Annotated in this window: 23 protein-coding genes; 3 read left to right on the top strand and 20 right to left on the bottom strand. The window is 61.6% G+C overall.

Annotated features, from left to right (window positions below):
• Nucleotides 1-13: 13 nt before the first annotated feature.
• Nucleotides 14-1681 carry a sensor histidine kinase gene (locus LFT49_RS14925; RefSeq protein ID WP_237428641.1) on the bottom strand — a complete coding sequence of 556 codons (1668 nt, stop codon included), beginning with the start codon at nucleotides 1679-1681 and terminating at the stop codon, nucleotides 14-16.
• A gap of 252 nt (nucleotides 1682-1933) precedes the next feature.
• Between LFT49_RS14925 and LFT49_RS14920 the strand changes: the two genes are divergently transcribed.
• On the top strand, nucleotides 1934-2713 hold the full coding sequence (locus LFT49_RS14920) for a response regulator transcription factor (RefSeq protein ID WP_237428640.1): 780 nt from the start codon (nucleotides 1934-1936) through the stop codon (nucleotides 2711-2713).
• 41 nt (nucleotides 2714-2754) lie between these two features.
• Here LFT49_RS14920 and LFT49_RS14915 read toward each other — a convergent pair whose 3' ends face one another.
• The 19 genes from LFT49_RS14915 to LFT49_RS14825 all read right to left on the bottom strand — a co-directional run bounded on the left by LFT49_RS14915 (nucleotide 2755) and on the right by LFT49_RS14825 (nucleotide 19879).
• Entirely contained in the window at nucleotides 2755-3237 is a 483-nt protein-coding gene (locus LFT49_RS14915) for an Hpt domain-containing protein (protein WP_237428639.1), read from the bottom strand.
• A gap of 94 nt (nucleotides 3238-3331) precedes the next feature.
• The gene (locus LFT49_RS14910) at nucleotides 3332-4216 is read right to left on the bottom strand and encodes a type II secretion system F family protein (protein WP_237428638.1); all 885 of its coding nucleotides are present in this window, start codon (nucleotides 4214-4216) and stop codon (nucleotides 3332-3334) included.
• A 7-nt stretch (nucleotides 4217-4223) separates the two neighbouring features.
• The gene (locus LFT49_RS14905; RefSeq protein WP_237428637.1) at nucleotides 4224-5156 is read right to left on the bottom strand and encodes a type II secretion system F family protein; all 933 of its coding nucleotides are present in this window, start codon (nucleotides 5154-5156) and stop codon (nucleotides 4224-4226) included.
• Nucleotides 5157-5166: 10 nt separating this feature from the next.
• Nucleotides 5167-6669 carry a CpaF family protein gene (locus LFT49_RS14900; RefSeq protein WP_237428636.1) on the bottom strand — a complete coding sequence of 501 codons (1503 nt, stop codon included), beginning with the start codon at nucleotides 6667-6669 and terminating at the stop codon, nucleotides 5167-5169.
• The gene (locus LFT49_RS14895; protein WP_237428635.1) at nucleotides 6669-7862 is read right to left on the bottom strand and encodes an AAA family ATPase; all 1194 of its coding nucleotides are present in this window, start codon (nucleotides 7860-7862) and stop codon (nucleotides 6669-6671) included. The genes LFT49_RS14900 and LFT49_RS14895 overlap by 1 nt, the downstream gene beginning before the upstream one ends.
• Nucleotides 7859-8602 carry a Flp pilus assembly protein CpaB gene (cpaB, locus tag LFT49_RS14890; RefSeq protein WP_237428634.1) on the bottom strand — a complete coding sequence of 248 codons (744 nt, stop codon included), beginning with the start codon at nucleotides 8600-8602 and terminating at the stop codon, nucleotides 7859-7861. Before cpaB (LFT49_RS14890) ends, LFT49_RS14895 begins: the two co-directional genes overlap by 4 nt.
• A gap of 24 nt (nucleotides 8603-8626) precedes the next feature.
• The gene (locus LFT49_RS14885; RefSeq protein WP_237428633.1) at nucleotides 8627-9676 is read right to left on the bottom strand and encodes a pilus assembly protein TadG-related protein; all 1050 of its coding nucleotides are present in this window, start codon (nucleotides 9674-9676) and stop codon (nucleotides 8627-8629) included.
• Nucleotides 9664-10038: a TadE/TadG family type IV pilus assembly protein gene (locus tag LFT49_RS14880; RefSeq protein ID WP_237428632.1), complete on the bottom strand. Its 375-nt coding sequence runs from the start codon at nucleotides 10036-10038 to the stop codon at nucleotides 9664-9666. Before LFT49_RS14880 ends, LFT49_RS14885 begins: the two co-directional genes overlap by 13 nt.
• A gap of 87 nt (nucleotides 10039-10125) precedes the next feature.
• On the bottom strand, nucleotides 10126-10545 hold the full coding sequence (locus LFT49_RS14875; RefSeq protein WP_237428631.1) for a Flp family type IVb pilin: 420 nt from the start codon (nucleotides 10543-10545) through the stop codon (nucleotides 10126-10128).
• Nucleotides 10542-11831 carry an ISL3 family transposase gene (locus LFT49_RS14870; protein WP_237428630.1) on the bottom strand — a complete coding sequence of 430 codons (1290 nt, stop codon included), beginning with the start codon at nucleotides 11829-11831 and terminating at the stop codon, nucleotides 10542-10544. The genes LFT49_RS14875 and LFT49_RS14870 overlap by 4 nt, the downstream gene beginning before the upstream one ends.
• A gap of 202 nt (nucleotides 11832-12033) precedes the next feature.
• Entirely contained in the window at nucleotides 12034-12912 is an 879-nt protein-coding gene (locus LFT49_RS14865; protein ID WP_237428629.1) for a type II secretion system F family protein, read from the bottom strand.
• Nucleotides 12913-12922: 10 nt separating this feature from the next.
• Nucleotides 12923-13870, bottom strand: a complete 948-nt coding sequence (locus LFT49_RS14860) for a type II secretion system F family protein (RefSeq protein ID WP_237428628.1) — start codon at nucleotides 13868-13870, stop codon at nucleotides 12923-12925.
• A gap of 2 nt (nucleotides 13871-13872) precedes the next feature.
• Complete coding sequence (locus LFT49_RS14855) at nucleotides 13873-15279, bottom strand: CpaF family protein (protein ID WP_237428627.1); 1407 nt, start codon at nucleotides 15277-15279, stop codon at nucleotides 13873-13875.
• On the bottom strand, nucleotides 15276-16475 hold the full coding sequence (locus tag LFT49_RS14850) for an AAA family ATPase (protein WP_236799082.1): 1200 nt from the start codon (nucleotides 16473-16475) through the stop codon (nucleotides 15276-15278). Before LFT49_RS14850 ends, LFT49_RS14855 begins: the two co-directional genes overlap by 4 nt.
• Nucleotides 16472-17248, bottom strand: a complete 777-nt coding sequence (cpaB, locus tag LFT49_RS14845) for a Flp pilus assembly protein CpaB (protein ID WP_236799081.1) — start codon at nucleotides 17246-17248, stop codon at nucleotides 16472-16474. Before cpaB (LFT49_RS14845) ends, LFT49_RS14850 begins: the two co-directional genes overlap by 4 nt.
• A 17-nt stretch (nucleotides 17249-17265) precedes the next feature.
• Nucleotides 17266-18291 (bottom strand): pilus assembly protein TadG-related protein, encoded by a 1026-nt coding sequence (locus tag LFT49_RS14840; protein ID WP_236820170.1) that lies wholly within the window; start codon nucleotides 18289-18291, stop codon nucleotides 17266-17268.
• A complete protein-coding gene (locus LFT49_RS14835; protein WP_236820169.1) occupies nucleotides 18279-18671 on the bottom strand; it encodes a TadE/TadG family type IV pilus assembly protein in 393 nt (130 codons plus the stop codon). The genes LFT49_RS14840 and LFT49_RS14835 overlap by 13 nt, the downstream gene beginning before the upstream one ends.
• Nucleotides 18672-18757: 86 nt before the next feature.
• The gene (locus LFT49_RS14830) at nucleotides 18758-18952 is read right to left on the bottom strand and encodes a Flp family type IVb pilin (RefSeq protein WP_237428626.1); all 195 of its coding nucleotides are present in this window, start codon (nucleotides 18950-18952) and stop codon (nucleotides 18758-18760) included.
• Between the two features lie 279 nt (nucleotides 18953-19231).
• The gene (locus tag LFT49_RS14825; protein ID WP_236820167.1) at nucleotides 19232-19879 is read right to left on the bottom strand and encodes a prepilin peptidase; all 648 of its coding nucleotides are present in this window, start codon (nucleotides 19877-19879) and stop codon (nucleotides 19232-19234) included.
• A 311-nt stretch (nucleotides 19880-20190) separates the two neighbouring features.
• On the opposite strand from LFT49_RS14825, the gene rplM reads away from it, so the two are divergent.
• Entirely contained in the window at nucleotides 20191-20634 is a 444-nt protein-coding gene (rplM, locus tag LFT49_RS14820) for a 50S ribosomal protein L13 (RefSeq protein WP_043454696.1), read from the top strand.
• 38 nt (nucleotides 20635-20672) lie between these two features.
• Complete coding sequence (rpsI, locus tag LFT49_RS14815; RefSeq protein WP_236799076.1) at nucleotides 20673-21176, top strand: 30S ribosomal protein S9; 504 nt, start codon at nucleotides 20673-20675, stop codon at nucleotides 21174-21176.
• The last annotated feature ends 395 nt before the right edge of the window (nucleotides 21177-21571 follow it).

Genomic DNA, 21571 nt, shown 5'->3' with positions numbered 1-21571 from the left:
GCAGTGGATGGTGCTAAAAAGCGGGCGGGGGACCTTCTGCCGGAAGGGTGACCGTGAAGGTGCTGCCCTGGCCCTCGCCGCTCTGGCATGTGATGCTGCCGCCGTGCCGCTCCACGATCATCCTGGTGATGGAAAGACCCAGCCCCGCTCCCGGGATGGCTGCTTTCAGGGCGGATTCGGCGCGGAAGAAACGGTTGAAGGCCTTGGCCGCGTCCTCGCCGGACATGCCCATCCCGGTGTCCGTGACGCTCAACCGCACCCATTGCCGGTCCGCCTGCGCGCTGATACTGACTTTGCCGCCGTCGGGACTGTACTTGATGGCGTTGGACACCAGGTTGTCCAGCACCTGCCCGATCCGCAGCGGATCCGCGTAGGCCCACAGGGGCGACGGGACGTCGGTGGCGATCTCCACGTGGGACCGCAGGGCCGAAGCCTGGGCCGAACCCAGGCTGGTCTCCACCAGGCTGGCCAGATCGGTCCGCTTGGGATGCACGTTTAAGGTGGTGGAGGCGGAAGCTGTCAGGTCGGCCACGAGGTCCAGCAGCCGTTCAGCGTTGCGCTGCACCACGAGCAGGCGCTTGGCTACGTGCGGGGGCAGGTCGTCGGGATCGTCCAGCACCAGGTCCACGTTGCCCAGAATTGAGTTGAGCGGGGTCTTGAATTCGTGCGAGACATTAGAAATGAGTTCCTGGTTGGCTGCCAGCGATTCCACCCAGCCGGTGACGTCGCTGTAGACCACCACGGCGCCGGTGAGCCGGCCGTCCTCGCTGACCAGGGGGCGGGCGGCCGTGGACACGGCGCGCTGCTCCGGGCCCTCGCCCGCCCACACCAGGTAGTCCGCGAAGGACTCACCGGCCATGGCCCTGCTGATGGGCCGCCGGTCCGGAGGAAGCAGAGTGCGGCGGTCCTGGCCGAAAATCAGCTGGTGCCCCTGGCCCGGGATGGCTTCGTCGGCGCCTGTGGCCCGGCGGAAGTTGCGCTGCCGGCTGTTGGAGACCAGGAAATGGCCGGCGCGGTCGACGGCGGCGATACCGACGTCGGTGGCGTCCAGCACGGTTTCGAGCAGCTTCTCCCGTTCCCGGCTTGCGGCCAGCAGGTCCCGGAGTTCGCGGTCCTTGTCCGCCAGTTCCGCCTGTTGCTGCCGGAGGCTCACGCTCGCGAAGCGGATGGCCAGGGACACTGCGAGCATCATCACCGGGAAGAGAACGACGGTGGTGATGTCGGAAGCAGTGATTGCTGGGAAGTGGGCCGCTGCTGTGGGGAGCATGATCAGCAGAGGGCCCAGGAAGCTGAGCACCAGGCTGCTGCGCGCCAGCATGCCAGAGGCGGAGAGCCAGATGACAGGGAAAACCACCAGCACCGCAAGGCCCGGCAGGAGGGGCGCGGCGCCGTTGCGGAGGAGACCGATGGCCGCGAAATCCAGGACCGGAATTAGCAGATAGGGGCGGTGCGCCAGCCGTTCCCAGGGGACCAGGAAACAGCCAAGGAACAGGATGGCGTGCAGGACAATTCCGGCCAGGTACAGGGGGCTGTGCGTGAGTGAGGGCCATGCGAAGGGTGTTGCCACGGCAATGGCAGCCACAATGAGGGTGAGTGGGAGCTGGCACAACACCACTTGGGCGCGGGTTCCCAGCCGGCGGAATATGCGGCCGGGTCCCCGGTGGAACAACGGCTCAGCCATGTTTCTGACTCGTACCCCTTCACATTTGGAAAGCAGGTGCCGCAAGGTCTATCAAATCCCCCCAGTTACCTTGGGCAACCACCCTTTCCCTAGATATTGCACATGTCTTGTCATAATAATTGACTTTTCAATTTCCGGCGCCGATTCGGATGTCATCAGTGCGGCTTACTAGTAGCGTATAAATGGTTGGAGCGGGATTGGCATTGGCGCTGGGCCAATGGGGGGCCATCTTCGCCTGGCGCAGGGATAGCAATGGACGATCTTGGTGTAGCTGTAGTAATCGAGGACGACGACGATGTGCGTAACCTCCTGGAAGGTGTATTGACCCAGGCGGGCTTCGAAGTGCATACAGCGGTGGATGGGCGGACCGGGGTTGACGTAGTCCGCAGGAAGCAGGCTAATGTCGTGACGCTCGATATTGGCCTGCCGGATATTGACGGGTTTGAGGTTCTGCGCCGGATCCGGAATTTCAGCAACGCATATGTGGTGATGCTGACCGGTCGTACGGAGGAACCGGACCTGCTGTCAGCACTTAATGCGGGGGCAGATGACTACATCGCCAAGCCCTTCAGGCCCAGGGAACTCCGGGCACGGGTGGCGGCAATGATGCGCAGGCCCCGGCATGAGGTGGACGGGCAGAACCCGTCCACGTCCCTGGGCCAGTCCCCGGCTCCTGCCGCCCATGCAGAGCCCGGAGTCCTGCAGCACAACGGGCTCCTCCTGAACCACCGGACGCGCACGGTGGAAATCAAAGGCCAGCCACTGGGATTGACCCGCAGTGAGTTCGACCTGCTCCATGTGTTGCTGAAAGGCGGCGGGGCCGTATGCACCAGGGCCGACCTGGTGCGGGCCGTGCGGGGCGAGTTCTACGACCGGGAAACCTATATCAGCGAAGCGGACGAGCGCGCCGTGGAGGTCCACGTGGGAAACCTGAGGCGCAAGCTCAAGGAGGATCAGCTGTCGCCACGCTGGCTTCAGACGGTCCGCGGGGTGGGGTACCGGTTGGCGCCGCGGCGACCTGACGACGCCTAGGTCCTGGCCCTTTTCCGAATCCCCAGCCGTTCTCCGGATCCCTAGCCCTTTTCCAGGATGTAGGTTGCTTGCAGCTCGGAGACGGTGCGTGCCCCGTCCCGCGCCACCCCGGCCATCATGGCCTGGCCCTGGGCAAAATCGCCCTGCCGGATCAGGCCTTCCAGGAGTTCGGCGAGCCTGGCCAGCCTGAGGCCGCCCACCATGGCGGAGCTGATTTTGAGGCTGATGACGGCGTCCAGGGCTGAGTCTTCATCCTGGCTGTCCACAGCTGTTCCCAGCCGGGCCAGGCGCAGGTCCCACATGGCGGCGTAGTCGCGGGCGAAGCGCTGGGCCAGTCCGGTACCGGCCAGTTCGTCTTCCAGCTCGTCCAGGACTGCGGCATCAATCAGCGGCAAGAGACCCGCCTCCTCCAGTGAAGGTCCCACGCTGGGAGCAGGAACGGCAGGAGCAGGCAGAGCGACCCCGGGCAGTGGGGAGTCCGCAGCGGGGCTCTTTCCGCTGGAACCGGGATCGGTACTGTGCATTGTTCAAGGCTACTTCCTGGAAATCCGTCGTTGGCCTATTTGTCATCATTCTGTGTAAACCTTGAGGCAAACTTGCCGTCGCCCTGCGTAGGCGCTACTGCCCGCTGAAAGTCATCACCGCATTGATCACGGCCGGCCCCAGAATGGCGATGAAGAGGACCGGGAAGATAAAGAACAGCAGCGGGAAAAGGATCATGACGGGCAGCTTCATGGCCTTTTCCTCGGCCCGCTGGCGCCGCTTGACCCGCATGACCTTGGCCTGGACGCGCAGTACCCGGCTGATGGCGATGCCGTACGTGTCGGCCTGCACCACAGCCTGCACGAAGCTGCGCAGCTCCGGAATGTTGGTCCGCTCAGCCAGCGCGATGTAGGATTCCCGGCGGCTGCGTCCCACCTGCATGTCCTGCAGGGTGCGAACCAGCTCTTCCGCCAGCGGGCCCTTGCCGTTCTCGCCGGCCCGGGCCATGGCGCCCTCGAAGCCGAGTCCGGCTTCCACGGAGATGAGCATCTGGTCCAGCGTGTTGGCGAGCTCCAGCTGCATTGCCTTCTGCCGCTCCTGGCCCTTGCTGTAGAGGAGCAGGTCCGGGATGAAGTAGCCAAGGACGATGACGAAGAGCCCGGCGAGCTTCATCATCGGTGAGCTGCCGATGGAAGTCAGATAGAGGCCAGCCGCGGCACCGGCCAAGCCTAGGCCGATCTTCGACCCCAGCACCTTTCCCAGCGGCATCGAGGCGGGCCTGCCGGCGAGGGACAGGAGCCGGTCCAGGAACGCGACATAGGCCGGGGGAGTCAGTCGTCGGCCCAGGGCTTCGAGCCGCGCCGGCGCTCCGGTTGGAGCAGCCGCGACGGGCGGTGCACCGCGGGACAGCAGTTCGGTGACCGCTACGCGCCCCTGCTTGTCCACAGTCAGGACTGACCAGGCCAGCGCCGCCACCGGGACACAGACCAGCAGGACGGAGAGGAGAACTATCAGGTTCATGGTGTCCTCAGAACTTCAGGTCGATGATCTTGCGCATCCACAGCGCGCCGATGGTCATCAGGACAAACGAGGCGCCGATCATTACCCATCCCAGGGGATGGGTGAACATCGAGTTCATGTAGCTCGGGCTCACTGCGAGCAGCATGGCCACAATGCCGAACGGCATGGCGATCAGGATGTACGCGGAGAATTTGCCTTCGGCCGCGAGGGCTTTGATGTGGCCCTTGATCTCCGCGCGTTCGCGGATGGTCTCGTTGACCTGGTCCAGGACCTCGGCCAGGTTGCCACCCACTTCGCGGTTGATCTGGATGGCCTGCGAGATCCAGACGAAGTCCTCGTTCTTCATCCGATCGGCGGTGTCATTGAGGGCGGCGAGCAGGTCGCGGCCCAGGCTGGTTTCGGTGATCACCCGCCGCATCTCCTCGGACGTCGGCTTCTGGGACTCAGCCGCCGCTGCGTCGATGGCGCGCAGGATGCTGTGTCCTGCCCGCAGGCCGCCGGAGAGCAGCTGCAGCGTGTCGCCCAGTTGCCCGTCGAAGGCGGTGCGGCGCTTGCCGGCCAGGAAACCGAGGACCAGTTTGCCCACGAACGGGGCGAGCAGGGCGAGCAGCAGTCCCACCAGGGGACCCACGGTGACAGTGCCCACCAGCATTCCGACGCAAGCGCCGATGCCGACCAGCAGGAAGAATTCGGCCTGGCTGAGGCGAAGGCCGGCGTTTTCCAGTTCCGCACGTGAGAAGAGCTTGACGTTGCGCCCGGCGAGCAGCCGTTCGAACGACCGGACCCCGGACTGTGCCAGGCGCGTTATGGAGGATGGCGGCTCGGGTTCAAACGGACGACGGCGGTCCAGCGGCACTGAGGGCGCGCTTGGCAGGAGCACGGCGACCCCGAGCAGGCAGATGGCTGCCAGCAGGGTGACGCTTCCGATGGCGATGATCATGGCTCAGTCCCTACTTCCCGCCCGGGCCCAGCGGGGTGGCAAACACCTCGGGGGACACGTGGATGCCCAAGTCCTCGAACCTGTCGATGAACCGCGGCCGGATGCCCGTGGCAACAGGACGGCCAAGGAACCGTCCCTGGGCGTCCACGCCTGCTGAATAGTCGAACACGAAGGCATCCTGGAGGGTGACGATGTCGCCTTCCATGCCCTGCACCTCCGTTACGTGAGTGATGCGCCGGGACCCGTCGCGGAGCCTGGAAATCTGGACGATGAGGTTCACGGCAGAGGCGATCTGCTCCCGGATGGCGCGCAGCGGCAGGTCCATACCGGCCATCAGCACCAGGGTTTCCAGGCGGGCCACCGCGTCACGCGGGGAGTTGGAGTGCACGGTGGAAAGGGAGCCGTCGTGGCCGGTGTTCATGGCCTGCAGCATGTCCAGCGATTCGCCGCCACGGACCTCACCCACCACGATCCGGTCCGGACGCATACGGAGGGAGTTGCGGAGGAGCTCCCGGATGGTCACCGCGCCCTTGCCTTCGGTGTTGGGCGGCCGGCTCTCCAGCCGGACCACATGGTCCTGCTGGATCTGCAGCTCCACGGCGTCCTCGATGGTGACAATGCGTTCGTCGTGGGGCAGGAATGAGGACAGAACGTTGAGCAGCGTGGTCTTTCCCGTGCCGGTACCGCCGGAGACGATGATGTTCAGCTTCGCTTTGACGCAGGCGTTCAACAGTTCGGCCATTTCCGGCGTCAGCGTGCCGAAATCGATCAGGTTGCGGACCGTCAGTGGGGTCTTGCTGAACTTTCGGATGGTCAGCGAGGAACCGCCCACGGCCAGCGGCGGGATGACCGCGTTGACACGGGAGCCGTCCTCAAGGCGCGCGTCCACCAGCGGCGAGGACTCGTCGATGCGGCGGCCCACCTTGGACACGATGCGTTCGATGACCTTGCGCAGGTGCTCCTCGGAGCTGAAACGGGACTCGGTGAGCGTGAGCTTGCCCTTGCGTTCCACGTAGATCTGGTCCATGCGGTTGACCATGATTTCCGTGACGGCGGGATCGTCCAGCAGGCGCTGGAGGGGACCGTAGCCCAGCACGTCATCGGCAACGTCGCGGACCAGGCGGGTGCGTTCCTCGGGGGTCAGCGGCACCTGCTCGGCGTCGATGATGCGGGTGAGCTCCTCCTTGGCGGTGCTCCGCAGTTCCTGCTCGGTGACGGCGGCGTCGTTGAAGCGCGTTCCCATACGCTCGAAAAGCGCGGTGGCCGCCCTGTCCTTCATGGCTGCGAAGACGTCCACCTTCGGTGCCGTGGGCACCTGCTGCGCGACGGCGTCGTGCGTTGAATGCACGACGGCGGCATATGCCGGAAGCTGCCGCTCGGCGCTTTCCGCCGGGGACGGCAAAGGAGCGGGCGCCGGACGAGGCGCCTCGAGGAGGGCTGTGCCGGTGCCCGTGCCCGGGGATGCGGCCTGATTGCGCGACTGGACCGCATTGATTCGTTCGGAGAGTTTCATCAGATAACCACCCTTCGGTGAAGCTTCCGCTGTGCCTGTGCGCGCCAGGCCGGGTTGAAGCGCTCCACGAGCTGGCGGAGGCTTTTGACGGCGGGGTCTTTCCTGGATTCCTGGAGGACCGGGATGCCGCGATTGGTGGACAGTGCCACGGCCCTGGACCGGGGGACGCTGACGTCCACGGGCGCGCCGATGGTGGATTCGACGTCCTGGACGTTCAGGCCGGCCTTGGCGTCGGCCATGTTCAGGACGACGTGGCGGGATTCGGGCATGATGTCCAGCTGGCGGAGGACCTCCAGTCCGGAGCGGAGGCCGCGCAGGCTGGGGATGTCCATGGCGCTGACCCAGACCACGTCGGTGCACTGCTCCATGGCGGCGAGGCCGATTTCCGGCATGCCGGGGGCGGTGTCGATCACGACGTACTGGAACTCCTGGGCCAGCTGTTCCAGAAGGTGGCTGACCTGTTCCGGCGTGATGTGGTCCGCGTCCACCGGGTTGGGCGGCGCGCACAGGGCGTAGATGCCGGCCGGGTGCACGGTGAGGAAGGCCTTGAGGACCAAGGGGTCCTGGGCCGCTGCCGGGGTGACCGCGTCCGTGACGGTGTGCTGTGGGTTGAGGTAGAGGCCGGAGGCGACGTCCCCGAACTGCAGGTCCAGATCCACGATGACCACGCTCATGGGCGCGATCTGGCCCAGCCCGATGGCGATGTTGGTGGCCAAGGTGGTCTTGCCTACGCCGCCCTTGGGGGAGAAGACGCCAATGACCAGGCCCCTGCCGTTCTCCGCCTGCTGTTGCTCCGGGCCGCGGTGGCGGGTGGCGAAGGACTGGCAGGCGCGCTCCAGCAGCACCGTGATTTCCGCCGCGTCGGCCTGCGGGCTGAGGATGTCCCGGATACCGGCGCGCATGGCGTGAAGGAGGAAGTCCGGGTCCACGTCGCTGACCAGGACCAGGCTGAGGCCGGGGAGCTGGACGTCGAAGACCTTGGCGAAACGGAGTGCCTCTTCATAAGGAACATCCGGTCCGATGATGAGGACTTCGGGCTGCTCCTGGTTGAGGAGGCCGAACAGCTCCGCCGGGCCTGCGGGGAGGATGTCACTGGCGATGGTCTGCACGGTTCCGCGCAGGCCGTGGGCGACGGCGGCGCGCAGCTTTTGGTCGAACTCGGCGTTGGGGGAGAGGAGGACGAAACGGCTCATTTGTACACCGTGTCCTTCCTGGCGATGAAGCCGCCGTTGTCCTGGGCGTCGAGGGGTTCCTTGGTGAGCCAGAGGTCACCGTTGTTTGAGGAGTAGATGATCTTGGTGGCGTCGATGTCGTTGACCGCGACCGTGATCATGAATGACCCCTGGGGGAGGGTGGTGTCCTGGGGATTGGTTCCGTCCGTTGGCTTGGCTGTTGCCTGAGGAGCCCGCTGGACGGCTGTGACCAGGACCTTGCGAAGGGTGAGCTGGGTTGTCGGCTCTCCTGCTTTTGCCTTCTCTGCACCAAAGCTGAACCCGACGCCGACATGGTCACCGGCCTCGATCCTGCCGCCTACAACGCGTTTGGCTTCGAGTTCGAACGTGACTTCCTGGAGGCCGGCGGGCACTTTGACAGAGCCACTGGCCTTGGCATCCTTGGGGGTTACGAGGCGTTCGGCCAGGAGCTGTTCGCCGGGGACCAGGTCGACAGCGGCGACGGTTCCGCCCTTGCCGTCCAGTGAAGTAAGGGCGGTGGTGGCAACACCAGCGGCGGGTACGTCCTCGATCACGAGTGAGGCTGTCATGTCATTCACCGGTGTTCCGGCGGGGATCGCCTTTTGGACGACCAGCACTTTCTTGGGATTGGTACTGGCCATCGCCCGTGCGTCGGCGCCGTTCGCGTAGACGATGATGAGAAGGGCTCCCACAAGCGCCAGGGCTACGGCGGCCGTGCCGGCGAGCATGCGAGATTTCACGTGGTTCTCCTGATGTGGGTAGTGCTAGAGGCCGAGGCGCACGATGGTGGCGCCGTAGGGGTCAACGGGCCCGAGGGTGTAGCCGTCAGCGAGGGACACATAGGTCACGAACCTGCCGATCACGCCTCGGCAGTTCCCTGTGCACTGTGTCGCAGTGGTGACACCCGTTGCCGTTGACTTAGTGCTTTGGAACTCGTAGGGAAGGCCCGTACCACCGCTGAACCGCCAGCCCGTCACATCGAATGCAGCAAATGAAATGAGGCTGTAGATTGCGCCGTTGCCGGTGCCGGTAATCTGGTTGTAAACGGGGAGCAGAACGATAACTTTTCTTCCAGCCGTAATGTCGGCGCCCCACTTGTTCAGCGTGGCGTCGCAGTTACCTGGAGCATTGTTGCCCGGATCGCTGCCGCCTTCGCTGACCGCGAGGTCGATGGTGGCACCGCACTTACCCGTGTCTTGCTTCAACCATCCGTATCCTCCGGCGACCGCCGCGCCGGACGGGCCGTAGTTGCAGGAGGCGTTGGCATTTTGACCGTGATCCTGCAGGAGTTGAATGGCGCCGTCCACATAACCTTTGACTTGGCAGATGGAGAAGGCGAGGGGGAACGCGGTTGTTCCGGCCTTCGGGCTGCCCCAAACGGCGGACGACTTGGCCCCCACCTTCGCCGTCGGAACCCCCAGGACGTCCGCGAAAAAGAGCGAGACAGAGTCGGGAGGTGCGCCCTTTTCTGCCGCCGTCGTATTTACGACCACCTTCCGGTTTGTCGTTTCCAGGGCAATGGAGCGGACGTTGCTGCTGCCGTCCAGTGCATTCTGGTTGGCAAGAGTGGCGGCCAACGTCGATGTGGTGCATAGGGTATCTGAGGAGTCCCGGGCGCATTTCTGGGCGACACCTATGGCGGCAGCGTCTGCGCCATTCTGCAGTTGGGCGTGCTCCGAATACAGCACTCCTACGTCAACAGCAATGGCTGCAGAGCCCAGCAGGACCACCATAACGATGGCAACGATCACCGAAATGGCGCCGCGCTGGTTGCGTGACTTGCCGTCTTGCAGGACTAATTTCAGCCGCCGCACAGCATGACTCCTTTGCCCGTCATCGCGAACGGCCCGGCAATTCCGGTGATGGTGGAAAGTGTGTACTTGACGGTGACCGTCACTTGGGTGCCCGTGCTGCACGTGATGGGGCTCACAGTGACGGCTGATGAGGGAAGGGTTGAGCTTACCGATGCTGCAGCGTTTTGAACTGCAGTTGCGGCAGCGGTGGGGCTGTTGTTGATGGCCATGACACGCACGCCCTCCCGGGCCGCGTTGGTCAGGGTGATTTGGGCGTTGTAGGCCCGGCCGAACTCAATGGTCCCCAGCACAAGCATCAAGAGGAGGGGCAGCAGGATCGCGAATTCGACGGCGGCCGCGCCGCGTTCCGAATCACGTTTCACCTGCTGCTCCTCCTCTTGAATTGCTTGCTTCTGCCGAGCAGAGTGTCGCCGTTTCGATATGGGGTCCGGAACGGCGGGGGCGTGTTACTACGGGGTGGCGACGGCGGTCGCGCCACCAGTGGGGGAAACTTTTCCTGCCACGTTGTTGAAGAGTCCGGTGAGGTTGTTACCGAGCAGCGAGACGGCGACGATGATGACAACTGCGATGAGGGCGACCATGATGCCGTATTCGACGGCGGTTGCGCCCTTTTCGCTGTTGCGAAGGCGGATCATGAAGTTGGTGTAGAGAGAAAGCATTGTGTACTCCTGAGCGAGACGGATTGGCTGGCCCTGCACCAGCACTGAATCGAAGTTAGCAACGCTTGATTCGACATTGACCCGATCTTGCAGCATTCTGCGCAAAGCCTTTACGCCGTGTACTTTTCCTGCGCTTTTGCTTGGCTTTTGCTGGGCCGAAACTGGCTCTTCACGGTTCGTGGTGAATGTTCTGCCGTGAAGGATGTTCATGCCGCTGTTCTGGCGGCACTGCGCAACAGGATACGCGTTTTGTAGTTGCGTGCGTTGGTGAATCCCCGGCCGGTCCTCTTTATGTGCTTGATCGCGGTGTTGTTGGCTTCCACTTTCGCGGTTGTCGCACCGGTGACGATGAGCACTTCGATCTCTTTCCACCAGCGGCAGACCGTCCGCCAGAGCCGGTTGGTTTCGGGCTGCGCGGCTTTGACAACCAGTGTCTGAAGCTGGTCTTTCGCGGCGGCCGCGTGGGCGAGGGACCCGGTGGTCAGCAGGGCGCGGAGCTGTTCCTTGACCAGCCACGCGGCCTGCAACTTCCCGGTGGCGTCGTCGGTGTCGAACACGGTGCTGAGCCTGTTCCGTGCCCGGTCCGAGAGTGTGTCCCCGGCCCGCAGGAGCAGTCGCCGATTTGCCCATACCGGGTCGATGGCGCGTCCCCGCCGGCCATGAACCTGCTGCGTGAGGCGCTGCCGGACTTCGGTGAGCATGTCGTTGCCAAGCTTGACCAGGTGAAATGCATCGACTGAGACAGCGGTGCGTGGCAGCCACATCCGCAGGGCTTTGCGGAAAGCGGCGGATGGGTCGATGGCAACGACCTGCACGCCCAGGCGCCATTCGAGCGGACGGGCGAAAAGCCAGTCCCCGACGCCCTCACTGTCGCGGCCGTCAACGATCCCTAGGACTTGTCCGGTGTCAAGATCGACGATGGTGGTCATCCATGGTTCGTAGCGTTTCCAGGCCTTGGTGGCCGGGTCGCGGAAGAACCGCACGGACCGGTAGCGATGTTCATCGATGCCGAGCATCCGCGGTGCAAGGGCGTCGACATCGGGCAGCGTCAGCGCCGCAGAGTCCAGGGCCCGCTGCACGAGCCACCATGAGACTCCGAAAGAAGCGGCGGCCTCGGCGGCTGCCCTGCCGGATCCGATGACGGCGGCAACCAGGGCCTCACGGAGCCGATGGGTGGACCGTGCCCGGCGCGGGACCTGGGTTGTTTCCTCGGTGAATGTCTGGCGCGGGCACAGGTACTCATCGCAGAAGAATCTCCGCTTGGCCCAGACCACTTCGACCGGCCCGGCGACGGGGATGTCACGCAGGCGTTGTGGCCGGCGGGAATGAACGCGGGTGCTGATGACGCCGCAGGATGGGCAGCCGGCCTCGGCGGTGGCCACGACTTGGATCCGGCGCTGCCCGAAAGCGAGGATCTCAGTATCGGTGACGCGGTAGTCGGGCAGGTTGAAAATTGCGGTGGCAGCATCGGGGCGCGGCGAAGTAGGCTCGATCAAGGCTCGTAGCTCCTGACTTGATGAATGCGTAGAGAACATCCATCACAGCAGGGCTACGAGCCCTTCAGCTTTCAAGACACGAACCTGTTTCACCATCAACCACGAAGAGCCCCGAAACTGGGTTTTTCTAACCCGTGTGCACACAAAAGGACCCCCTCGGTTCTGGGTGCCGAGGGGGTCCGGTCTTTCGGGCGGGGGTGGATCAGCTGAAGGCTTGGATGATGTTGATAACTGCCGGGCCCAGGATGATGATGAAAATTACGGGAAAGATGAAGAGCAGGAGTGGAAACAGGACCAGAACTGGGAGTTTCATTGCTTTGTGCTCTGCTCGCTGCCGCCGCTTGACCCGCATGTCTCCGGCTTGGGCTTTCAAAACCTTTGCTATCGCAATGCCGTAAGTGTCAGCCTGTACAACTGCTCGAACGAAGTTCCGCAGATCCTGGACATTGCTGCGATCCGCCAGGGCGGTATACGAGTCTCGACGACTGCGGCCCACCTGCATGTCTTGAAGGGTCCGAATCAGTTCCTCCGCAAGGGGACCCTTTCCGTTGTGACCAGCCCTTGCCATTGCCGATTCAAAACCTAGCCCTGCCTCAACCGAAATCAACATTTGATCCAAGGTGTTCGGTAGTTCAAGCTGAATCTTCTTTTGCCTCTCGGAACCCCGACTGTAGATCAGCAAGTCGGGGACGAAGTACCCGAGCAAGGTGGTGAAGACAGCCAGCAGTACCAACTGGGGTGTCGCCCCCCGGCTGAGGAAGAGCATCATGATGATGGCTGCTATCAGCGCGATGGCGGGCTTTGCTACCAAAAGGCGCGGGAGAGGCATAGCGGCGGGCCGGCCAGCCAATGCAAGCAGTCTGTCGAGCTTTGCTGCATAACCTTTGGGCGTGACGCGGGCCGCGAACCTCTCCAGATTCATGTTCTGGCTGGATACGGCGTTGGCGGGTACATCTATTCCCTTGCTCAGGTTGCCCTGGATCAGCACACGCGACCTGCGGTCCGTAACGATTACGGACCATGCGAGGAAGGACACTGGAATTACTGTCAGGGCGATGATGCCCCAGGCTATTGGTTGCACTGTTCACCCCTCAAAATTTCAAATCGCTAATTTTGTGGACCCAGATTCCGCCGATCGTCATCATCACGGCAGCGATGCCCAGCAATATCCAGCCGACAGGATGTCCGGTCAGTGCCCCCATATATTTGGGGTTCGCCAGTCCGATCAGAATGAATAGCAGGACTGGAAGTGCCATGAGAATAATGGCGCTTAGTTTGCCTTCTGCGCTTAGGGCCTTGACGGTCCCCTTTATCTGAGTCCGTTCGCGGATAGTTTCGCCGACCTGATCAAACACCTCTGCAAGATCTCCACCGACTTCCCGGTTGATTTCGATGGCCTGGGCCATCCAGCTAAAGTCCTCGCTCTTCATACGTACAGAAACTTCATTTAGTGAATCCTGGAGATCTCGGCCAAGCCGTGTCTCATTGACAACACGGGAGAACTCAGTTGCGGTCGGTTCGCTGGCCTCCTGAGCGACTGCGTCAATCGCTCGTAGAACGCTGTGTCCCGCCCGGAGTCCGCCGGAGATCATGGTCAGGGTTTCGCCCAACTGGGCCTCAAAAGCGGCCCGCCTCCGCTGAATGAGTATCGACAAGCCGACTCTTGCCACCACTGGAATTGCCAAAGCCACCAGGAGGCCGAGCCCAATCCCCTGGAGAATCAGTCCAGCAAGGCCACCAACCGCCGTGGCGGCTGCGACGAGAACCACGAAGTCCGCTTGGGGAAGAGAAACTCCCGCAAGACTGAGGAGGCTATTTGATCTGGGTGTGGTGCTTTTTCTTCCGGCCAGTAACCTTTCGGCGAGTTGCACGGCAGAAGAGGCAGCACGGCTTATCGCTGTCTGTTCTGTTGTACCGAGCGGCCGCCGCCTGCTTATCGGCAGAGAACCGCTCGCCGGTTTGAAGACGACGAGTACCGCAGTAGCGAGTGAGGTTCCCAGGAGGACCACGCCGGCAAGGAAAATCTCTTGACCATGCATGATTACCGCCTCGCCAGCTGTGCTGTGGTGCCGGAAAAGATGCCTGGCGACACCGAAATCCCAAGCTCGGCAAAGTGATCTATGAAACGAGGACGGATGCCCGTGGAAACCGGCTGGCCAAGGAACCTGCCATATCTGTCAACACCAGCGCTGTAGTCAAAGACGAAGGCGTCTTGGAGAGTGACAATATCCCCTTCCATTCCCTGTACTTCCGTGATGTGTGTAACCCGGCGCGTGCCGTCCCGCAAGCGCGAAAGGTGCACGATGAGGTTAACCGCGGATGAGACTTGCTCGCGAATGGCCCGCAGGGGCAGGTCCATGCCGGCCATAAGAACCAGCGTCTCCAGCCGGGAGATCGCGTCCCGGGGGGAGTTTGCATGGACCGTCGATATGGAGCCATCGTGGCCTGTATTCATGGCCTGCAACATATCCAGGCTTTCCCCCCCTCGAACCTCGCCTACGACGATGCGGTCAGGGCGCATGCGAAGGGAGTTGCGGACCAGCTCACGGATCGTGACTGCCCCCTTGCCCTCAATGTTCGGGGGCCTGCTTTCCAGCCTGACCACGTGACTTTGCTGCAGCTGCAATTCAACGGCATCTTCAATGGTGACGATGCGATCGTCCGCCGGGATGAACGACGACAGCACGTTGAGGAGCGTCGTCTTGCCGGTGCCGGTGCCCCCGGAAACGATGATGTTGAGCTTTGCCCGAACACAGGCATCGAGAAGCTCTGCCATTTGTGGCGTCAAAGTACCGAAATCGATTAGGTTCTGGACGGTTAGCGGAACTTTGCTGAACTTCCTGATAGTCAGCGAAGAACCGTTCACGGCCAACGGCGGGATGATGGCGTTGACACGGGATCCATCTTCCAACCGTGCGTCGACCAGGGGCGAAGACTCGTCGATACGTCGACCAACCTTTGCCACGATGCGCTCGATGACTTTGCGGAGGTGTTCCTCGCTGCTGAAGCGGCTGTCCGTTAAGAGCAGCTTGCCATCCCGCTCAACGTAGATCTGATCAAGCCTGTTGACCATAATCTCCGTGATGGAAGGATCATCCAGGAACCGCTGGAGAGGGCCGTAACCCAGAACGTCGTCTCCCACGTCCCGGATCAAGCGGCGCCGTTCTTCCGGCGTAAGCGGTACCTGCTCTTCGTCGATCACGGTGCTAAGCTCATCGCGCGCAATCTTCCGGAGTTCCTCGTCGCTGAGCGAGGAATCAGTGAGCCGGCCCCCAAGCCGCTCAAACAGGGCCTTTCCCGCGCGTTGCTTGAGTCCGGCCAAGGCGTCCACGGGTGCCGCGCTGGCACCTGCTGTCTCCAGAGTAGGGGTAGTCGTTTCCTGCAATGGAGAAGTCTGGGCGGGGGCCGGACCACTGCGTGCCGCTTGAAGTCGTTCTGCCAGGCTCATGAGATCACCATCCGACGATGTACTTTTCTTTGGGGTTGTGCGCTTCGCTTCGGGTCGAAGCGTTCTATGAGTTTTCCGAAAGCTCGAGCTGCCGCATCGCGAGAGGACTCCTGTAGAAGAGGAACCCCTTTGTTTGTGGAAAAGGGGACAGCGCGGGAACGCGGAATCACCGTATCGACGGGAACACCTATGGTGGCCTCTACATCTTGGACAGTCAGTCCACTCCTGCGATCAGCAAAATTGAGTACCACGTGCCTTCCCTGTGGCATAAGCTGCAGCTCGCGCAGGATTGAGAAACTAGTGTGAAGCCCCCGGATGCTTGGTACGTCCATTCCACAAACCCAGACAGCATCGGTGGCTTGCTCCAAAGTTGCCAAGACGTGCTCGCCAAGTCCCGGGGTTGTATCCACGATCACGTACTGGAATTCAGCGGCCATCTGGCTAAGCAGGTGGCTAACTGCCTCTCCACTGATGTGGTCTGCTTCGCTGGGGCTACTGGGCGCACATAGTGCGTAGATTCCACTGGGATGTACTGTGAGGAAGGCCTTCAGGACCATGGAGTCCTGGAAAGCCGCACCACTGACAGCATCTTTTAGTGTGTGTTCGGGTTCCAAGAGGAGACCGCTGGCCACATCTCCAAATTGGACGTCCAAGTCGACGATGACCACGCCCATGGGAGCGATCTTGCCCAGGCCGATGGCCAGATTGGTGGCTACGGTTGTCTTGCCGACGCCGCCTTTCGGTGACATTACGGCGATGACGCGGCCGGGAGCACGTTCTGGTCCCGCTGCCGCTACCAGCCCCCGGCGCCTACCGGCAGAAGCAAGGCAGGCGCGCTCGAGGAGAATTCGCAGTTGGTCTGCATCTGCGCTCGGGCTGACGATATCCCTGATGCCGGCGCGCATTGCGGTGATTACTTGCTCGGGTTCCGTGTCTTCGACGAGAACCAGGCTGATTTCCGGAAACTGAAGATCGAACACGGTCGCGAGTTTTAGGGCATCGTCCTCTGGCAGGCCGGGGCCGAGGATCAATACTTCAGGCGGTTCGCCTGTGAGTCGGTCAAAGAGCTCCTGCGGACCTCCCAACAAAACTGAGGGTGGCAGCACCTGAACTGAACCGTGAAGCGCTCCGCGTACGGCCTGGGATACTTTGCGCTGGAAATCCTGTGATGCGGTGACGAGAACGAAGCGGCTCATTGCGAGACCTTTCCGAGGGTTATCACACCTGGGTTGCCGTCCTTGGAGTCGCTGTTCTCCTTCGACAGCCAGACCTTTCCGAACTCTGACGCGAACACGATTTGCGTGGCATCGATGTCTTCGCGGGCCAGCGTCACGTAAACGGAGCCCGACGGGAGGGCCGGCCCGTCAGATGACGAATTAGAGTCCTTCTTTGACGTTTCGGCAGGTGCCTGCTGCACGCTGGTTACCAACACTTTTTGGAACGCCAGTTTTGTAAACTCCTTGAATCCTTTTACGTCGTTTCCGACAGGCGCACTGGCTGCGGCTGCATCATCCAGCTTGTAAGAGGTATAGACCCCAACGGTGTCTCCGGCCTTGAGCTGCCCTCCCAGGATGCGTTGCGGTTCCAGCAGAAGGGTAAGCTCTTCCATGCCCTTGGGAACCGGTACTGTTCCAGGGGCCGCCAAGGCATTCGGGTCAACCAGCCGCGGTGCTAAAAGCTGCTCACCCGGCTCTAGGGCGACAGAGGTGACCTTGCCGGGAAAGTCTGAGAGCGACGTGACGACATCTTTGGGCACTGCCGCGCCGGGAAGAGATGTCAGCTTTACGGATTGGGCAAGATCCGCAACGGGTGTCCCTGCGGGAATTGCCTTTTGAACGACGAGTACTTCGACGGGATCTAGGCCTTGCTGTGCTCGGCTGTCGGCAGCCTGTGCGTAGTTGAACATCAGTACAGATCCGACAATTGCCAAGAGCAGTGCTGCCAGGCCCCCCAGCAGCCTTGTTTTCAAGAGATTCTCCTTATGTCTTATTTGGTGAGCTCTACGACGTTTCCGCCGTAGGTGGTAGGCCCGCCTACGTCGAACGCCTCATCCAAGGCGACGTAGCGCACGAACTTTCCGACGATGCCGAGGTCGCTGCTCTTCCAGCCACCCGCATCCTTGAATGCCTGAGCGGAAGCAGGCATGTAGTGGAATGGATCCTGATTGGCCAGGTCCCAGCCGGCAATATCGATGGCAGCAAAGGCTCGCAGGTGGAATTTGGAGCCAGTGCCCGTACCGCTTGTCTGATCGAAAACCGGCAGCAGCGCTACCACCTTCTGCCCTGCGACGAGCTTGTTCTTCCAGCCTTGAAGAATGTCGCTGCAGCCGGCCTCGGGATTGTTTCCGGTATTGCTTGATACCCACGGTGATGCCAGGTCAACTTTGACGGTGCAGGTGCCGCTCGTTACCAACCAGCCAAAGCCGCCAGGAATCTCAAGCCCAGAGGCGGTGCTGTGGCAGGTATCTTTCTTGCCAGCCCCCGTCCCGTGGGAGAGCAGAAATTGCATGGCGCCGTCGCCTGACGTGCTGAGGTCGACTTCGCATTCAGAGAAGGCAATCGGGAAGATGTCACCCGATTTGGCGCCTCCCCATCTCGCCTCGGCCACGGCGCTGATATTTGTCGTGTCGGTTCCGAAGATCCTGGCGAAGAATGTCGAGAAATGGACCCCGGAGGAGTCTTGGGCATTCGTGGTAACAGTTACCGTGCCTGCTCCTTTATTAACGACAGTCGACGCCACATTCGTGAGATTGTCTTTGGCATTGGCATTGGCCAAAGTGGGCGAAAGTGACGAGCCAGTCACGCACGCGGGATCGGCTTCGTTTTTGGAGCATTTTTGTGCAACCGCCAGGGCTGCCGCATCTGCCCCGTTCTGTGTAACGGCCTTTTCTGCATACATCCCGCCCACATCGACGGCGACGGCTCCAAAGCTGAGAAGCACCACCATCATGACCGCCACCATTACGGCGGTGGCTCCGCGCTCATGGTCGGTGTTCTTGTTCAGCCTCCGCATGACATCGTTCCTTTGCCCGTCATGGCGATGTTTCCCGTGAAGGCGTCCAGAAAGCCCGTTACGGTGGTCAGCGTGTAACTGGTTGTTGCTGTGACCTGTTTGCCGGCCGCACATGTCGTCCCGCCGCCTGTGAAGGAGAAGGTGGTGCTGACTGAAGCTGGCGCCAATCGACCGGCAGCATTACCGGCGGCAGTAGCCGCGTCACCTGCGTTGTTGTGGATAGCCATGTACCGAGCTCCTTCACGAGCTGCTTGGTTCAGCGACAGCTGCGCGTTGAAAGCCAAGGAGAACTCGATGATGCCGATCAAGATGAGTAACAGCACCGGAAGTATGAGTGCGAACTCGACGGCCGCGGCACCCTCTTCGTTCCTCTTGCGCATGCTTCGATCCTTACGTCCTGGGAAAGCAATGGCGGCTCCCAGATGGCCTGGGAGCCGCCATCGGTTTGGCGATATATTCCTGCTTGTTAGAGCCGGGTGGCGATGTCGGCAAAGAGGGCCTGCAGCTGGCCTCCGACGGCCGTGATACCGAGGATGGCCGCGATAACGATCAGGGCAACCATCAGGCCGTACTCAACAGCAGTTGCACCCTTTTCTTCGGTCTTGAAACGATCGGCGATGCCGGCGATGAAAGCAGTCATTGAGACCATGAGAGGAGTCATTTTAATTTCCTTAATTCGGTGAAATTGGATTTATTTGATTTCAACGAATTTCCAGCTGCCCCCATAACTCTTTAGCGGCTGGACTTCGCTAAGAAGAGATTGTCATCGGGGGCTATGGGGCGACAATGCGTAGTAGTACTCGACTTTTTACTTTGACGCAAAAAATACGTACTCGGAAAGACGGACCAGTACTCAGCCGGCGTTTGCAGGTACGCGGAGGACTACTTGGGTTGCTGCCGGAAACGGCGGCGGCGCCGGAATGAAGTACGGCGATGCGGACTAGGCAATGAAGAACGTGACGGCAGCAAGGGCACCGAGCATGGAGGGGCCGTGGGCCACTTCGGTGGCTTTATTGCGGCCTTTTCTGCTGAGCACAAGCACCGTGGCCACGCCGTTCAGGATGAACCCTAAGAGGCCGCCGTAGAGGAGTTGGCTCCAACCTAGGTACCCCAGGTAAAGACCGACAGGCGCGGCAAGCTTCACGTCGCCCATTCCGATGCCGCCGGGCGAAATAAGTCCCAACATCAGGTAGCCGGCAAACAAGATGACGGCTCCCAGGGCTGCGCGAAGCACATCCTCAGATTGCTTACCAAATACTCCTGGCAATAAAAGAAGTAAAAGACCGCCGGCTAAAAGTGTCAGTACGAGGGGATTGGGCAGCAGATGGAGTGCTACATCTATCCGTGCCAGCTGCACGCCTAATACCGCTAGGAATAGGAAGGCCGGTAGGCCGAAAGAAATGCCAAAATGAAGGGCAAAGGCGGCGCACGCGACGCCGGTGAGTGCCGCCGTCGTAATTCTTGTCTGGAAGCGTGGTGCGTTACCGAGCCTCGGAATCACCTTGGCGATCAGGAACTCCGCGATGGGGGAGAGGGTGGCTCCCAGGAGTGCGGCGCCAAGAACTAGGAGCGCGGTGGTGGGGCTCAAGTTCTCCGCTGACAACACTGTTACCCCTACGTTGTTGATCCGACGTAGGCCCCAGCGGCCTCCGGCTACCTCATTTTGACCCTGAAGCACCTGACGCGCTAATCTTGGTAGTCGTTGTGCGTGTCCTATTCCGATGGTGCGTGCCCGCTTGAGAATCCGGTTGCAGGATAACTACTCAACGTGCACATTCGGAACTTCAGGATGACTGGTTACATAGAGCCCTCACCTCTGTTCCGGTAGCGCGCAGACAGTAGGTGCGCGAGCTAGCGACACCTAAACAAGAACGCCAGAACAAGAACGAGGCAAACACCGTGCGTACGTACACCCCGAAGCCCGGCGATATCAACCGCCAGTGGCACGTCATTGACGCCACCGACGTTGTCCTTGGTCGTCTTGCAAGCCAGACCGCAATCCTGCTGCGCGGCAAGCACAAGGCCACTTTCGCATCCCACATGGACATGGGCGACTTTGTCATCATCATCAACGCTGAAAAGGTAGCCCTGACCGGTGCCAAGCTGGAGCAGAAGCGGGCATACCGCCACTCCGGTTACCCGGGCGGCCTGACCTCCGTCAACTACGCGGAACTGCTGGAAACCAACCCGGTCCGCGCCGTTGAGAAGGCCATCAAGGGCATGCTCCCCAAGAACTCCCTTGCTGCCCAGCAGCTCGGCAAGCTGAAGGTGTACCGCGGTGCTGAGCACCCGCACGCCGCCCAGCAGCCCAAGACTTTCGAAATCACCCAGGTCGCCCAGTAGTCCTGGCCACCAAACAACTTATCTATACAAGGAGAATCGTGGCTCAGAACGAAGAGACCACCGAGGTCGTCGAGGCCGAGGAAAACCTGACCAGCTACACCTCTGAGAGCTCAGCTTCAGAAGCTGCTCCCAAGAAGGAGCGCCCGGCACTGACCGTTGCCGGCGCAGCTGTTGGCCGCCGTAAGGAAGCCGTTGCACGCGTTCGCGTTGTGCCCGGCACCGGCAAGTGGACCATCAACGGCCGCGAGCTGGCGAACTACTTCCCGAACAAGCTGCACCAGCAGGACGTCAACGAGCCCTTCAAGATCCTTGATCTCGAAGGCGCCTACGACGTCATCGCCCGCATCCACGGTGGCGGCATCTCCGGCCAGGCCGGCGCACTGCGCCTCGGCATCGCCCGTTCACTGAACGAGATCGACGTCGAGAACAACCGCCCCACCCTGAAGAAGGCCGGTTACCTGTCCCGCGACGCCCGTGTCATCGAGCGTAAGAAGGCCGGTCTCAAGAAGGCCCGTAAGGCCCAGCAGTACTCCAAGCGCTAAATCCGCTTGCACAGAAGCCCGTCCTGCCGTTTGGCGGGGCGGGCTTCTGGCGTTAACACCTATAGCAACCCCAGCAGCGGCAGAGATGATTGCGAGCAGCGGTTCGGGTGGACTAACTTGTCAGTGACAAGCCACTTCGAGTGGATGCGGATCTGCTGTACTAAGCGGCTGATCAAGTGTGGATATGAGCCATGCGACTTCCCATAATTGGATTTCGCATTATGCCCTCTTGCACTAAGGTCACCTACGCGAGCCGGAACGCCGCTGTTCTGCCACTCATAGCCATACGACGCTCGAGCGGCTACCGGAGGCGAGAGGCCAACGTCTATCCCTGCTCCCTGTGCAAAGGATGGCACCTGACATCAAAACGAGTAGGCGCGACTTGGAAGAGGTTT

It is taken from the genome of Arthrobacter sp. FW306-06-A (assembly GCF_021870055.1).
Taxonomy (GTDB): Bacteria; Actinomycetota; Actinomycetes; order Actinomycetales; family Micrococcaceae; genus Arthrobacter.
The sequence above is the reverse complement of the archived record's forward strand: the minus strand, read 5'-3'. Positions and strand labels throughout refer to the sequence as shown.

What these genes read in the sequence shown, in the direction of transcription:
- LFT49_RS14925 (WP_237428641.1), bottom strand. Translation starts at nt 1,681, where the DNA reads ATGGCTGAGCCGTTGTTCCACCGGGGACCCGGCCGCATATTCCGCCGG.
- LFT49_RS14920 (WP_237428640.1), top strand. Translation starts at nt 1,934, where the DNA reads ATGGACGATCTTGGTGTAGCTGTAGTAATCGAGGACGACGACGATGTG.
- LFT49_RS14915 (WP_237428639.1), bottom strand. Translation starts at nt 3,237, where the DNA reads ATGCACAGTACCGATCCCGGTTCCAGCGGAAAGAGCCCCGCTGCGGAC.
- LFT49_RS14910 (WP_237428638.1), bottom strand. Translation starts at nt 4,216, where the DNA reads ATGAACCTGATAGTTCTCCTCTCCGTCCTGCTGGTCTGTGTCCCGGTG.
- LFT49_RS14905 (WP_237428637.1), bottom strand. Translation starts at nt 5,156, where the DNA reads ATGATCATCGCCATCGGAAGCGTCACCCTGCTGGCAGCCATCTGCCTG.
- LFT49_RS14900 (WP_237428636.1), bottom strand. Translation starts at nt 6,669, where the DNA reads ATGAAACTCTCCGAACGAATCAATGCGGTCCAGTCGCGCAATCAGGCC.
- LFT49_RS14895 (WP_237428635.1), bottom strand. Translation starts at nt 7,862, where the DNA reads ATGAGCCGTTTCGTCCTCCTCTCCCCCAACGCCGAGTTCGACCAAAAG.
- LFT49_RS14875 (WP_237428631.1), bottom strand. Translation starts at nt 10,545, where the DNA reads ATGAACATCCTTCACGGCAGAACATTCACCACGAACCGTGAAGAGCCA.
- LFT49_RS14860 (WP_237428628.1), bottom strand. Translation starts at nt 13,870, where the DNA reads ATGCATGGTCAAGAGATTTTCCTTGCCGGCGTGGTCCTCCTGGGAACC.
- LFT49_RS14855 (WP_237428627.1), bottom strand. Translation starts at nt 15,279, where the DNA reads ATGAGCCTGGCAGAACGACTTCAAGCGGCACGCAGTGGTCCGGCCCCC.
- LFT49_RS14850 (WP_236799082.1), bottom strand. Translation starts at nt 16,475, where the DNA reads ATGAGCCGCTTCGTTCTCGTCACCGCATCACAGGATTTCCAGCGCAAA.
- LFT49_RS14840 (WP_236820170.1), bottom strand. Translation starts at nt 18,291, where the DNA reads ATGCGGAGGCTGAACAAGAACACCGACCATGAGCGCGGAGCCACCGCC.
- LFT49_RS14835 (WP_236820169.1), bottom strand. Translation starts at nt 18,671, where the DNA reads ATGCGCAAGAGGAACGAAGAGGGTGCCGCGGCCGTCGAGTTCGCACTC.
- LFT49_RS14830 (WP_237428626.1), bottom strand. Translation starts at nt 18,952, where the DNA reads ATGACTCCTCTCATGGTCTCAATGACTGCTTTCATCGCCGGCATCGCC.